The sequence below is a fragment of the Amycolatopsis halotolerans genome, assembly GCF_042647905.1.
GTDB classification, from domain to species: domain Bacteria; phylum Actinomycetota; class Actinomycetes; order Mycobacteriales; family Pseudonocardiaceae; genus Amycolatopsis; species Amycolatopsis halotolerans.
Window position 1 is genome coordinate 1 of sequence record NZ_JBHRWI010000022.1, and the last position, 12,051, is coordinate 12,051.

Annotated in this window: 13 protein-coding genes and 1 pseudogene; 8 read left to right on the plus strand and 6 right to left on the minus strand. The window is 71.5% G+C overall.

Annotation, left to right across the window (positions count from 1 at the left end; genetic code table 11):
- Positions 1-203: 203 nt before the first annotated feature.
- Complete coding sequence (locus tag ACFORO_RS18565; protein ID WP_377870958.1) at positions 204-686, minus strand: Lrp/AsnC family transcriptional regulator; 483 nt, start codon at positions 684-686, stop codon at positions 204-206.
- Positions 687-746: 60 nt separating this feature from the next.
- Between ACFORO_RS18565 and ACFORO_RS18570 the strand changes: the two genes are divergently transcribed.
- Entirely contained in the window at positions 747-1,760 is a 1,014-nt protein-coding gene (locus tag ACFORO_RS18570; protein ID WP_377870957.1) for a Glu/Leu/Phe/Val dehydrogenase dimerization domain-containing protein, read from the plus strand.
- Positions 1,761-1,826: 66 nt separating this feature from the next.
- Here ACFORO_RS18570 and ACFORO_RS18575 read toward each other — a convergent pair whose 3' ends face one another.
- Complete coding sequence (locus ACFORO_RS18575; protein WP_344272896.1) at positions 1,827-1,982, minus strand: hypothetical protein; 156 nt, start codon at positions 1,980-1,982, stop codon at positions 1,827-1,829.
- A gap of 331 nt (positions 1,983-2,313) precedes the next feature.
- Here ACFORO_RS18575 and ACFORO_RS18580 point away from each other — a divergent pair, with 331 nt between their 5' ends.
- The gene (locus tag ACFORO_RS18580) at positions 2,314-2,685 is read left to right on the plus strand and encodes an STAS domain-containing protein (RefSeq protein WP_377870956.1); all 372 of its coding nucleotides are present in this window, start codon (positions 2,314-2,316) and stop codon (positions 2,683-2,685) included.
- A gap of 126 nt (positions 2,686-2,811) precedes the next feature.
- Positions 2,812-3,770, plus strand: a pseudogene (locus ACFORO_RS18585) (TIGR03557 family F420-dependent LLM class oxidoreductase).
- 66 nt (positions 3,771-3,836) lie between these two features.
- Here ACFORO_RS18585 and ACFORO_RS18590 read toward each other — a convergent pair.
- Both ACFORO_RS18590 and ACFORO_RS18595 read right to left on the minus strand, forming a co-directional pair.
- The gene (locus ACFORO_RS18590; protein WP_377870955.1) at positions 3,837-4,928 is read right to left on the minus strand and encodes an Rv2629 family ribosome hibernation factor; all 1,092 of its coding nucleotides are present in this window, start codon (positions 4,926-4,928) and stop codon (positions 3,837-3,839) included.
- Positions 4,929-4,955: 27 nt separating this feature from the next.
- A complete protein-coding gene (locus ACFORO_RS18595) occupies positions 4,956-6,248 on the minus strand; it encodes an NAD(P)/FAD-dependent oxidoreductase (protein ID WP_377870954.1) in 1,293 nt (430 codons plus the stop codon).
- Positions 6,249-6,362: 114 nt separating this feature from the next.
- Here ACFORO_RS18595 and ACFORO_RS18600 point away from each other — a divergent pair, with 114 nt between their 5' ends.
- Both ACFORO_RS18600 and ACFORO_RS18605 read left to right on the plus strand, forming a co-directional pair.
- Complete coding sequence (locus tag ACFORO_RS18600; protein WP_377870953.1) at positions 6,363-6,824, plus strand: SRPBCC family protein; 462 nt, start codon at positions 6,363-6,365, stop codon at positions 6,822-6,824.
- A gap of 93 nt (positions 6,825-6,917) precedes the next feature.
- Entirely contained in the window at positions 6,918-7,424 is a 507-nt protein-coding gene (locus tag ACFORO_RS18605; protein ID WP_377870951.1) for a type 1 glutamine amidotransferase domain-containing protein, read from the plus strand.
- A 12-nt stretch (positions 7,425-7,436) separates the two neighbouring features.
- Here the strand turns inward: ACFORO_RS18605 and ACFORO_RS18610 are convergent, their stop codons facing one another.
- On the minus strand, positions 7,437-7,706 hold the full coding sequence (locus ACFORO_RS18610; protein WP_377896596.1) for a hypothetical protein: 270 nt from the start codon (positions 7,704-7,706) through the stop codon (positions 7,437-7,439).
- A 363-nt stretch (positions 7,707-8,069) separates the two neighbouring features.
- Here ACFORO_RS18610 and ACFORO_RS18615 point away from each other — a divergent pair, with 363 nt between their 5' ends.
- The 3 genes from ACFORO_RS18615 to ACFORO_RS18625 all read left to right on the plus strand — a co-directional run bounded on the left by ACFORO_RS18615 (position 8,070) and on the right by ACFORO_RS18625 (position 11,440).
- Positions 8,070-8,474, plus strand: coding sequence for an STAS domain-containing protein (locus ACFORO_RS18615; protein WP_377870950.1), 405 nt, complete (start codon positions 8,070-8,072; stop codon positions 8,472-8,474).
- 164 nt (positions 8,475-8,638) lie between these two features.
- Positions 8,639-9,688, plus strand: a complete 1,050-nt coding sequence (locus ACFORO_RS18620) for a GAF and ANTAR domain-containing protein (protein ID WP_377870949.1) — start codon at positions 8,639-8,641, stop codon at positions 9,686-9,688.
- Between the two features lie 831 nt (positions 9,689-10,519).
- Positions 10,520-11,440 (plus strand): universal stress protein, encoded by a 921-nt coding sequence (locus ACFORO_RS18625; RefSeq protein ID WP_377870948.1) that lies wholly within the window; start codon positions 10,520-10,522, stop codon positions 11,438-11,440.
- Here the strand turns inward: ACFORO_RS18625 and ACFORO_RS18630 are convergent.
- The gene (locus ACFORO_RS18630; protein WP_377870969.1) at positions 11,437-12,039 is read right to left on the minus strand and encodes an endonuclease; all 603 of its coding nucleotides are present in this window, start codon (positions 12,037-12,039) and stop codon (positions 11,437-11,439) included. The two genes, ACFORO_RS18625 and ACFORO_RS18630, sit on opposite strands and share 4 nt — an antisense overlap.
- Positions 12,040-12,051: the final 12 nt, after the last annotated feature.

Consider the following 12,051-nt stretch of genomic DNA (forward strand, 5'->3'; position numbering starts at 1 on the left):
CCCTCACACAACCCCGGCAACACCAAGAAAACGGACACCAAAGGTTAAAACTCAAGCTCAGGGTTCCCCTCACGGACCACAATCCGGCTTCCGCTCCCGGGGCCCGGGACCACAGCGACGTGCGCTCAACCGGATCGAGCCAGCTGAGCTGCGGAAACACACCAGCAGCGCGTCCACATCGCAAACTCAAGTTCCCGGCATTGTCACTGATCCCCGGCGAGGTTTTCGATCGCCCGTTTCCGGCTGTGGTCGAACACGATCGAACTGCGGAACTGCACGACCTCCTTGCGGCTGCTGAGATCCTCGACGAGGAACGTGTGCAGCCGCGAGACGTCCGGGACCGCGACGTGCAGCAGGAAATCGTCGCCGCCGGCCAGGACGAAGACGGCCATCACCTCCGGCATCGCGAGCGCGTCGCGGCGGAAACGGTCGATGATCGGCTGGCTCAGCGGGCGGATCTGCGCGAACACCATGGCCTGCACCGACCTGCCGAGCGCGGGCAGGTCGACCTCGGCGTGGAAACCGGTCAGCACCTGGCGGGCCTGCAGCCTGCCGATGCGCTCGGAGCAGGTGGACGCGGCGACTCCGACGCGTTCGGCGAGGTCGCGCATCGGGATCCGGGCGTCCTGCTGGAGTTCGTGGACGATGAGGCTGTCGATCCGATCCAGGTTCGGAAGTTCGGGCATTTGCCGAACATATCACTGCCAGCGCGTCCAGGTGCGCGACAGAAGAGGAAGGGTGGCGTCGTGAACCGAACAGAGAGTTTCGCTGGGGAAGCACTTCAGATCGTCCGCGGCGCGAGGTCGGGAGTCGCGATCGCCGTCGCGATCCATTCGACGGCGCGGGGACCGGCGATCGGCGGGTGCCGGATCAAGGAGTATCCGTCGTGGCGGGACGGGGCGGACGACGCGCTGCGGCTGTCGGCGGCGATGACGATGAAGTGCGCGCTGGCCGGACTTCCCTACGGGGGCGGCAAAACTGTCGCCGTCCTGCCTGCGGAAGGAGTGCGGCGGCGTGACCTGATCGTCGATATCGCCGAAGCGATCGCCGCACTCGGCGGGCGGTATCGCACGGGGCCGGACATCGGGTCGACGTCCGAGGACATGGCGGACATCCACCGCCTCGCCCACGGCTGGGCGTTCTGCCGTCCGGAAGCCCAGGGCGGCAGCGGAACGTCGAGCGCGGCGACCGCGCGGGGAGTTGTGGCGGCGCTTCAGGCCGGTGTCGCGCCGGGTTCGGTCGCGGGGCTGCGGGCGGGCGTGATCGGATTCGGGAGCGTCGGGCGGCTAGTCTGCGAGGCGCTGCTCGAGCGCGGGGCGGACGTCGTCGTGACGGACGTCGACAGCGGGCTCCGGCCGGTCGCGGAGCGGCTTGGCGCGACCTGGACGACGAAGGACCTCGTGCGGGAGCGGCTGGACATCCTGGTGCCCGCCGCGACGGGCGGCCTGCTGACGGCGGAGTCGGCGGCGGCGTGCGGGGCGTCGCTGATCGTGGGGCCGGCGAACAACCAGCTCGCCGCCGAGGAGGTCGCGACGGTGCTGCGGGACCGGGGGATCACGTGGATCCCGGACGTCGTCGCGAGCGCGGGCGGGATCATCCACGCGGTCGGCCGCGAGGAACTCGGGATGGACGAGGCCGCGGCGAACGCGAAGATCGACGCGATCGCGGACACGGCAGGCGCGGTGCTGTCGCGCGCCCGCGATCGGGGCCTGACGACGGTGCGAGCCGCGCGGGAACTGGCGGCCGGGCTGCTCGGTTGAGCGAAGCGGGCTGAGGCCCCGGGACGCCTCCCGGGGCCTCAGCCCGTGTTTTCCGTTGCCGCTGGATCAGTACCAATGGGCGCGGCCGCCGATTCGGCGTCCGGTCCCGCCGAGCACCGCCAGTATCGCGCCGATCACCACCAGCGCGATCCCGATGCTCCACAAAATCTGGATCGAGGCGACGAACCCGATCACGAGCAGAATGACGCCGAGAACAATCACGGGGAAAACCTCGTCTTCCTTCTCTCAGTGGGGAATGAGGCGTGCTCACAACCGGATACCCTCACTCGGTCGAGTGAAACATGGGATCGGCGGGCAATTCTGCGGCCGCGGCCATTCGCGCGGTGTGAATTTGTCACCACATTGCTCGGCGAGAAGGCAGGAGATCAGGCAAATGGCGTAAGGAAGAGCGTCGGCATTAATGCCGCGGGCCGAACCGGACGAAGCGGATTGATCGCCGCTCGCCTGCGTCGCGGCCGAGGGACGGGCATCATGGTGGGGTGTCTCCCGCCTGCCCGGCCGGGCAGGGGCGACCGACGACGGGACCATCACGATGGACGAGCCGACCGCTCCCGGCAGCGACCCGGTGCGCGAGTTCCGCGTCGAGCGGGCCGATCGGCCCCCGGCCGCGGTGCTGACGGTGTACGGCGAGGTCGACATGGTCACCGCGCCGTTGCTGACCGCCGCGGTCGACGAGGTGCTGGCTGCGGCTCCGCCGGTGCTGGTGGTGGATATCGCCGCGGTGGAATTCCTGGCTTCGGCCGGGCTGACCGCGCTGGTGACCATGACGCGGGCCCGGGCGTCGCGCGCCGTCCTGCGGATCGTCGCGTCCGGCCGGGCGACCGTGCGGCCGATCCAGCTCACCGGACTGGAGCAGAGCCTCCCGTTGTACCCGACGGTCGAGGCGGCGCTGGCCGGGTCCTGACCGCCCGGCGTCTCTTTCGGACAGACGCGACGGGTGAACCGGGCCGGGACAGGGTAACCGGGCGGCGGAAAGAGGTTCCGGGGCGGCAGTACGCGCCCTGAGAAGAGCCCGTCGAACGGGGAGAGCATGCGCATCGGCTACACCTTGATGACTGAACAGACCGGACCGCGCGAGCTGGTCGGCTGCGCGACCGCCGCCGAACAGGCCGGATTCGATTTCGCCGCCTGCAGCGACCACTATTCGCCGTGGCTGGCCGAACAGGGGCACGCGCCGTACGCGTGGAGTGTGCTCGGCGCGGTGGCGCAGGCGACCGAGCGGATCGAACTCATGACGCTCGTGACCTGCCCGACCATGCGGTACCACCCCGTGGTGGTGGCGCAGAAGGCCGCGACCGTGCAACTGCTGTCCGACGGCCGGTTCACCCTCGGGCTCGGGTCGGGGGAGAACCTGAACGAACACGTCGTGGGCCAGGGCTGGCCGTCGGTGTCGGTGCGGCACGACTCGCCGAAGCGGTGCAGATCATCGGCGGCCTGTTCGACGGCGGCACGTTCACCTACACCGGCCAGCATTACCGGGCCGACGGCGCGAAGCTGTGGGACCTGTCGCCGACGCGGGTGCCGATCGCGATCGCCGTGTCCGGCCCGAAATCGGTGCAGCGGTTCGCTCCGGTGGCCGACGCGATGGTAGCGGTCGAGCCGAACGCGGAGCTGTGCACGGAATGGGACCACGACCGGCTCGGGCCGCCGGCGCGCAAGATCGGCCAGCTGCCGATCAGCTGGGACCCGGACCGCGGCGCGGCGATCCGGCGCGCGCACGAGCAGTTCCGCTGGTTCGGCTCGGGGTGGCCGGTGAACGCGGAGCTGCCGGGCACGCGGGCGTTCCACGCGGCGACGCAGTATGTGCGTGAAGATGATGTGGCGGCGGGGATTCCGTGCGGCCCGGATGCGGGGCCGATTGTGGACGCAGTGAAGGAGTTCGCGCGGGCGGGGTTCACGGATGTGGCGTTGGTGCAGATCGGCGGTGCGGAGCAGCAGCCGGGGTTTGCGGAGTTCGCGGAGCGGGAGTTGCTGCCTGCGTTGCGGTAAAAGTCCACTGTAGACAAAAGGCTGGGCCCGGGTGTCGAGGCACCCGGGCCCAGCCGCGCACGCACGTCACGGATGTCGCAGCAACGCCCCGAATCCGTCGGCCAGGTCGAGCCGTTCGTCCATCACCACGACGTCCGCGCCGACGGCCACCGCCGCGTACGGCAGGGCTTCGTCGGCGCGGCGGCGGGCCGGGTCGTCCGCTCCGAGTGCGTCCAGTCGCGGTTTCGCCACGCCGACCTGGGTCGGTTCCGTGCCGGTGTACACGCTGGCCTCGCCGGAGCCTCCGACCAGCAGCGTCGCCACGTTCGCCTCGGCCAGCGCGGCGGTGACGGCGGACAATCCGCTGACCGCCAGTGCCGAGTCGCGCCCGGCGCCGGCGCGGAAGCGGTCGGCCAGGTCGTCCAGTTCGCGCAACCGTTGTCCGGTAAGCAGTTCGTGAACGGCGCGGTCCAGTTCGGCGCGGTCGGCACCGGAGGCCCGGCCGCCCGCGTCGACCTCCGCGGTGAGCGAGCGGGCCGGTTCCGGAAGGCGTTCGCGCAGTTCGGTGCGGGCCTGGACTTCACCGGCCAGGACGATCGCCCGCGGCCGCACGCGTTCGGCGGCCTTCGCGATGCGGTCGGCGACTTCCGAGAGGTTGCGGCGCGTGGTCTGCTCGGCGTGCGACTGGATGTCGCGGTGCGCGGGACCGCCGCCGCGGACCTTGTGCACCGGGTGTTCCTGACCCTGCACGGTCTCGGTTTCCACGCTTCCGTCGGGCCGGTGCACCTCGATGTCGGCGCCGGTCCGGTCGACGAGCACCACCAGGTGCGCGGGGGCCTCTTCGAGATGGCTCACCGTCGGCAGGAAGTACGGCAGCGCCGAGTAGCGCGCCTCCTGCGCCGGTGGCGGAGCGGCGAGCCGCCGGTCGAGCAGGACGGTGCCGTGCGCGGCGACGACGGTGCGGCCGGCCGGTCCGACCGGCGGCGGACTTTCCTCCACCGCGCGGAGAACTTCCTCGACAGTCGGCCGGTCGGCGCCCTGGTCTTCGAGCGTGGCCTCGATTTCCTTGAGCCGCAACCGCAACTGCTTGGCCGCGTCTTCGGTGTCGTGCGATTCGTCGAAGTGCACCGAGACGAACGGACCGTCGGTCAGCAGCGCGCGGAGTTCGTGTGTGTCCATTTCTTCCTCCCAACGTTCGGGAAAGTCTCACCGGGTCCGAGGCAACTCGGGTGAGGCGGTGTCCAGCGGCACCGCGCCGGAGCGGACGAGCCCCAGCTGCACGGTCTGCCGCCGCCCGATCTTCTGCAGCGCCCAGTCGGCGGCCGTGCGCAGGCGGTTTCCCGGCAGGGACAGCAGATGGTAGCCGCGGGTCACCAGCCGGGCGGGAAGGCCGGACAGCGGGATGTGCAGCGGATTGGCCGCGCCCTGGCCCGAACCGAGGTCGACGGCGAAGCCGAGATCGCGGTGCCGGTACCGGCGCGAGCGGCAGGCCCCGAGCGAAGCGGCGACGTTGTTTCCGGCCAGTTTCCCTTGCCGCTGCGCGTGTTGCGCGGTCATCGGCGTGGTCTCGCCGGGACGGGTCAGGTCCGGCACCGCCGCCGCGTCGCCGCACGCGAACACGTCGTCGCGGCCGGGCACGTTCAGCTCCGGCGTGACGACCAGCCTGCCCTTCACGGTTTCCAGGCCCAGGCCGGACACCAGCGGATCGGGACGGACGCCCACGCACCACACGAGCGTGTGCGTCGGCACCGCGTCGCCGGTGGTCAGCGTGACGCCTTCGACATCCGCCTGGTCCACCGACGTCTTCATCCGGACCTCGACACCGCGCTCGCGCAGCACCCGGTCGGCGGTGGCGCCGAGCCGAGGGTCCAATTCGGGCAGCACGCGTTCGGCGATGTCCAGCAGCAGCCAGCGCATCGGCTGCCCGTCGAGTTCGGGGTGGCGGCGCGCGAGGTCGGCGGTGAACTCCGGGCCCTGCGCGGCGACCTCCGTGCCGGTGTAGCCCGCGCCGACGACGACGAACGTGCACCGGGCGTCGCGTTCGGCCCGGTCGTCGGTCGCGGCGGCCAGTTCGATCTGGCGGGTGACGTGGTCGCGCAGGTACAACGCTTCAGGCAAGCCCCGGAAACCGTGCGCGCATTCGGCGACCCCGGGGATCGGCAGCAGCTTGTTGACGCTGCCCGCCGCGAGGACCAGCCGGTCGTAGCCCAGGGTCCCTTGGCGGTCCTCTGGGTCGGTGAAGGTCACGGTGCGGGCGTCGAAGTCGACCGACTCCGCGGTGCCCAGCACCAGCCGCACGCCGCGCAGCGTGTCCGGAATGGACACCGCGACGTGCCGGGGGTCGACGATCCCGCTGGCCACCTCCGGCAGCAGCGGCAGGTACAGGAAATAGTCGGTCGGGTTCAGCACGACGGTCTCGGCGCGGTCGCCGAGGGTGCGCAGCAGCTTCCGCGCCGCGTGGTATCCGGCGAATCCGCCGCCGACGATCACGACTCGCATGGGCGCCTCCTTTCCTCCGCACGGGTACCCGGCGCGCGGCCGGGCAATCGCGCCGGTTTCGTCCCGCCGCGCCCCGGGCACCCGGTGCCGGTACCCGCTTGCGAGGAGGAGTGGATGAGCAGCACGATCACCGAAATAGTGGACGTCGAGGTCCCGGTGTCGACCGCGTACAACCAGTGGACGCAGTTCGAATCCTTCCCCGAGTTCATGGAGGGCGTGGAGGAGATCCGCCAGCTCGACGCGACGCACACGCACTGGGTCACCCGGTTCGGCGGCGTCGGCCGGGAGTTCGCCGCGACCATCACCGAGCAGCACCCGGACGAACGGGTCGCGTGGCGCTCGGATTCCGGGCCGGACCACGCCGGGGTGATCACGTTCCACCGGCTGGCCGACACGGTGACGCGGGTCACCGCGCAGATGGAGATCGACCCGGAGGGGCTCGCCGAGAACGCCGCCGACAAGCTCGGCATCCTTGACCGGCTCGTGAAGGGGGACATGCTGCGGTTCAAGCAGTTCATCGAACAGCGCGGACGCGAAACGGGGGCGTGGCGCGGCGACGTCGAGACTCCGGGCTGACGCGGCTGTCGTGGGACACCGCACAAGCGGCATGGCCCGGCCGGACCGCGGGTAACCGGGCGGCAACGGACGCCTTTCAGAGAGGAGACCAGCATGGCCCGCGTGGCAGTGCTCGTGGACGAAATGACCGAGGACGACGAATTCCTGGTGCCGTGCGAGCGGCTGCGCTCCGCCGGGCACGAGGCGGTGGTCGTCGGCCTCGAGCGGGGCAGGAAGCTGACCGCCTTGCACGGCACCAAAATCACCACCGAACAGGCCGTGGACGAGGTCGGCGCGGCGGACTTCGACGCGGTCGTGGTGCCCGGCGGGTATTCGCCGGACAAGATCCGCACCAGCGAGCCGATGGTCGCGCTGGTGCGGGAAACGGCCGCCGCGGGCAAGCCGGTCGCGGCGGTGTGCCACGGCCCTTGGCTGCTCGCCGAATCCGGACTCGCGCGCGGCCGGACGGTCACTTCCTGGCCGTCGCTGCGAACCGACCTGCGCAACGCCGGCGCGGAGTGGGTCGATCGCGAGGTCGTGACGGACGACGGCGTCATCACGTCGCGCAATCCCGACGACCTGCCCGCGTTCTGCGACGCGCTGCTCGAGCGGTTGAAGTAACGCCGGTAAGTCTCAGGACAGCGCGTACCTAAGTGGTTCAGCGTCGTGGGGAGCCGCCCCGGCCGCAGGTCGGCGGCGGTGCCTCGCGGCGCGAAGCCCGCTTGCTGCAACAGTGCGGCGAGCAGCGTCGAAGCGTAAGGAATCCGTGTACGGCAACGTTTCCGGGTCGCGGTGGAAGAACGGCGTGTAGCTCAGGAACGTCAGGTGCTTTCGCGCAGCAGCGCGGGCGTGCTGGCCAGCCGGGAGCAGTTCCGGGCTCGCGGCGGCGCGGGTGGTCGCCATGCTGTCTGGGTACTCGGTTCAGTTCGGGTGAAACCGGGGAGCGCTGGTTTCCGCTCCGGCGCGAGCAGTGGAGTCCATTATGGACAGTGAGCGAATCCTGGCGAGGAACGGTTCAACCTCACGGGAGTTCCTGCGCTGTCGCTTGTGTCCGGGCACCGAGGACTGTCCATTGTTCACCTTGCCCCCGGCGAGATCGATGCTTCGGCAGGTCGAGGGCAGTGCGGCGGGCGCGACACTGCGGTAGGGTCTGGGCAGGAGCGGTTCAGCCCACGTGCCGTCGCCTGACCCAATGCGGCCCGTTGCTCCGGGCCCAGGGCCGGGCCGTGAGCGTCGGCCCGGTCTCGCATCTGCGAGGAGGGCTCCATGGTGCATGAAACGCTTTCGTATCTGCCGGGGACACCGGCCAGAACACTGATCACCGCCACCGCCGGCGAAACCGTCGTCGCGGTCTCCGCGGAACTGGACGTCCGCTCCACCGCCCGGCTGCGCGAAGTGCTGGCCGAGGAAATGGCGCTGCGTCCGCCTGCCCTGATCGCCGACGTCTCCGCCTTGACGTTCTGCTCGGTCAGCGGGCTGGAAGTGCTGACCGACGCCGCGCGGGCGGCGGACGCGGCGGGTATCGCGTTCGTCGTCGTGGCCGGGCAGCGCGCGGTGCTGCGGCCGCTGCGCGTTCTCGGCCTCGACCGGGAGTTCCGGGTGGTCGAACGCCTTGCCGACGCCGTCGAACCGGGTGCCGCCGCGCGGAGTCTCGCGGCCGAGGTCGGCTAGCCGTCCCGTTCCGGTCCGGCCCCTCCGGAAAACCGGTGGGGCCGGACCGGAACTGTGCCCGCGAGCGCGGTGAAAACGCGACCAGGCACAGTGGCGCGTCCGGTCCGGGATCCGAGTACCTTGGCAGGCGCTTGCTGGCTGCCCGGGCCGGCGGGGAGGGAATCGTGAAAGGCGGAAGCGGAGCGTCGGTCGACTATTCGGCCGTGGTGCGGCTGAGCGGCGATCCGGCCGAATTGCGCGGAGAAGTGGGCGAAGCGCTGTCCGCGGAACCGCGGATGGTGGTCTTCGAGTTGAGCGAGCTCACCTCGTTCTCAAGCCAGGACCTCGCCGCGCTGCGCGAGACCGCCGGGCGGAGCGAAGCGGTGTTCGCCTGTCAGGAGGGCGGGGTGGCCCGCCAGGTGCTCGAAGACGAGGGCGTGCCGGTCGCCGATTCCGCGTCCGCGGCGCTGGCTTTCGAGGACGAGTCGCTGCGGCCCTCGGGCGAGCAGTTCCGGACGCTCACCGAGATGCTCCTGGCCGCGCGGTCCGTGGGCGATGTCCTGCAGCTGATCGTGGACGCGACCGCGTCGCTGGTGCCCGCCGCCGAACTGGTGTCGATCACGCTGCGCGCGCCGGACGGGAACTTCCACACCGCCGCCTACACCGACCCGGCGGCCGCCGAGCTGGACCGGCTGCAGTACCGCCTGGGCGAGGGCCCCTGCCACGACGCCGCGATCCCGAACCGGCCCGAATTCCTCGAATGCGCCGACCTGCGCAAGGACGAACAGTGGCCGCGATGGGCCGCGGCGGCGGCCGAGGTCGGCTGGCGCGCGGTGCTGGCGACCGCGCTGGTCGACGACGCCGTGTCGCGGTTCTCCGGCGCGCTCAACCTCTACTCCCGCACCCCCGGCGGCCTGACGGACGCCGACCGCGACGTCGTGCTGCTCCTGGCCAGCCACGCGGCCCTCGCGGTGGCCGAAACGGACGCGGTCACCCGGAGCGAACTGCACCAGGCGCAGCTGCGGCGCGCGCTGGACAGCCGGGACGTGATCGGCCAGGCCAAGGGCATCATCATGGCGCGCCGGGGCCTGGACGCGGAGGAGGCGTTCGACCTGCTGCGGCGGACTTCGCAGCAGCTGAACGTGAAGCTGGTGCACCTGGCGGGGACGCTCGCCTCCCGGCACGAGGAGCTGGACGGGCCGGTCGCGCAGCTGGGGGAGCCGGACCCGGTGTGAGGGGCGATGCCGGGACCTTCGTCCGTGTGACCTCGGCCCGCTGAGCCGGTGGCTGTTTGCCTGGGGCCGTGAGGGAGTCAGAGTTCCATGCCGGGAACTCCAGGCTGTGAGGCGGACGCGCTGCTGGCGTGTTTCCCCAGCTCAGCTGGCTCGATCCGGTTGAACGCCCGTCGCCGCGGGCCCCAGGCCCCGAGAGCGGAAGACGGGTTGTGGTCCGTGAAGGGCTCCTTGGGGGAATCAGATTCCCCCAAGGAGCCCTTCACGGACCTTGATCCCCATGCCAGGGACTTAGGGCGGTGCTGCGGGTGCGGTTTGCCCAGGTCGGCGGATCTGGGCGGGGCCGGGCGTCCGTGAGGGGAACCCTGAGGGACTCAGAGTCCTTCAGGGTTCCCCTCACGGACAGTCTGGTCTCGTGTGAGGTGCGGCCGGGTCGGTGGGGTTCACGCCTGTCCGGGGCGAGCACGGTCAGGCCACGTCGCGTGCGCCGGGCTCGTGCCTGCCGAGCGTGCGAGACCGGCTCGGCGCAGTTCCCGGGATCCGAGGTGTCCGGCGCCGGCGCACCGGGTAACCCGCGGATTCGACCCGGCTGAGGAAGGAGCCCGTCATGGTGCACCCCGTGCCGCCCGGACCGGAGCCTGTCCCGTCGCCGCCGGGGCCGGTGCCGCCCTTCCCGCCGGACCCGGCTCCGCCGCCGCGTCCCGGGCCGGGTCCGCTGCCGCCGCCGGAACCGCCCGTCCCGCCCGACCCTCGCTGACCAGCCGCCACCCCGGTTGCCGTCCGAGGCGACCGGGTACCTACCGGAAAAGTTTCGCGCGCGAACGGAGGCCGGTGATGGACGAGGCGAACCGGGCCGAGCCGGGGGTCGTGGTCGGGGACGACGGCTCCGACGGCGCCCGCCTGGCCGTGGACTGGGCCGCAGCCGAGGCGGAGGCGCTCGGGACGTGCCTGGTCCTCGTGCGGACGATGACGCTGCCGATGCCGAACGCCGACTTCGTGCCCGGCGTGATCGCCCCGGTCGCGGGCGAGATCGTGGCCGATCAGTCCATTGTGGACTACGCGGAGAAGGAGCTGGCCGAGGTCGCCGCCGGGATCGGCCGGACGCGGCCGGGGCTTGCGGTGCGCACCCGGGTGCGGTTCGGGCGGGCGAGCTGGGAGCTGGCGGACATCGGGCGGCGGGCGGAGCTGATCGTCGTCGGCGCGTCCGGGCGGAGCGGGCTGCCCCGGCTGCTGCTCGGGTCGACGGCCTCGCAGGTGGTGCACACGTGCGCGCGTCCGGTCGTCGTGGTCCGGCCGGCGAAGGAGAAGACGCGGCGGGTCGTCGTCGGGGTGGACGGGTCGCCGTCCAGCGTCGCGGCGGTGCGGTACGCGTACGACTTCGCCGACCGGCACGGGTGCGCCCTGCACGCGGTGCACGTGTGGTCGGAGCCGCCGGAGGACGTCTTCGGCCCGGCCCGCTCCGGCGGCGAGGGGCAGCAGAGCCCGCAGGACGAGGGCGAACGGCTGCTGGCGGAGTCGCTGACCGGTCTCGGCGAACGGCATCCGGACGTCGTGGTGCGGCGGGAGGTCGCGCTCGGCAGCGTGGCCGAGGTGCTGCTGGACCACGCGGAGGCGGCGACGCTGCTGGTGGTCGGCGGGCACGGCCGCGGTGCGCTGCGGGGTGCGTTCCTCGGGTCCGTGAGCCATGCGATGGCGTATCACGCGCCGTGCCCGGTCGCGATCGTGCGGCAGGGCGTCGAGGAGCACCCGGCCTAGCGCCGCAGGCTCCGCCGCACCAGCGCTGCCGCCAGCCGGGCCGAATCGTCGCCGGGCACCAGCTTCGCCAGGCGTTTCGGGTCGGCGGGCAGACCGGCTTTCTTCGCGCCGTCCAAGGCCTTGCGGTCGAAATACGGCCGCAGCCACGGCCACGCTGCCTGTGCTTCGCGGCAAAAGATCTGCGCGCCGGTCGGGCCGATCCGGGGGAACTCGGTGATGAGCTTCTCCAGCCGTTGCGGGTCGCCGTCGGCGGCGTCGGCCATGCGGCGCAGGTCGTCGCCGTAACGGTCGCGGATGAAATCAGCACCTTCGCCGAGGTGTTGCGAAGTGCTTTCGTCGTACCGGACGTAGTGGGCGCGGCCGAGCGCGTCGACGCGTTGCTGCCACGTGGAATCGCGCATCGCGGCGGGGGATCGCCAGCCGGACCGAGACAGTTCCCGCGCGGCGGCGACGGCGATGTCGGCGCTGATCCGCGTGGACAGCAGCGTGGTGAGGACCAGCAACCGGTACAGCGGTTGGGGTTTGTCGGCCAGCTTGATCCCGGCGTCCTCGGCGAAAGTCGTGCCGCGGTCGGCGAGAAGTTCGTCCGCTCGGCGCATCCGGGCCGGATT

Bases quoted from the DNA above. Each gene is read 5' to 3' on its own strand.
- ACFORO_RS18565 (WP_377870958.1), bottom strand. From the start codon at position 686: ATGCCCGAACTTCCGAACCTGGATCGGATCGACAGCCTCATCGTCCAC.
- ACFORO_RS18580 (WP_377870956.1), top strand. From the start codon at position 2,314: ATGGACGAGCCGACCGCTCCCGGCAGCGACCCGGTGCGCGAGTTCCGC.
- ACFORO_RS18590 (WP_377870955.1), bottom strand. From the start codon at position 4,928: ATGGACACACACGAACTCCGCGCGCTGCTGACCGACGGTCCGTTCGTC.
- ACFORO_RS18595 (WP_377870954.1), bottom strand. From the start codon at position 6,248: ATGCGAGTCGTGATCGTCGGCGGCGGATTCGCCGGATACCACGCGGCG.
- ACFORO_RS18600 (WP_377870953.1), top strand. From the start codon at position 6,363: ATGAGCAGCACGATCACCGAAATAGTGGACGTCGAGGTCCCGGTGTCG.
- ACFORO_RS18605 (WP_377870951.1), top strand. From the start codon at position 6,918: ATGGCCCGCGTGGCAGTGCTCGTGGACGAAATGACCGAGGACGACGAA.
- ACFORO_RS18610 (WP_377896596.1), bottom strand. From the start codon at position 7,706: ATGGCGACCACCCGCGCCGCCGCGAGCCCGGAACTGCTCCCGGCTGGC.
- ACFORO_RS18615 (WP_377870950.1), top strand. From the start codon at position 8,070: ATGGTGCATGAAACGCTTTCGTATCTGCCGGGGACACCGGCCAGAACA.
- ACFORO_RS18625 (WP_377870948.1), top strand. From the start codon at position 10,520: ATGGACGAGGCGAACCGGGCCGAGCCGGGGGTCGTGGTCGGGGACGAC.
- ACFORO_RS18630 (WP_377870969.1), bottom strand. From the start codon at position 12,039: ATGCGCCGAGCGGACGAACTTCTCGCCGACCGCGGCACGACTTTCGCC.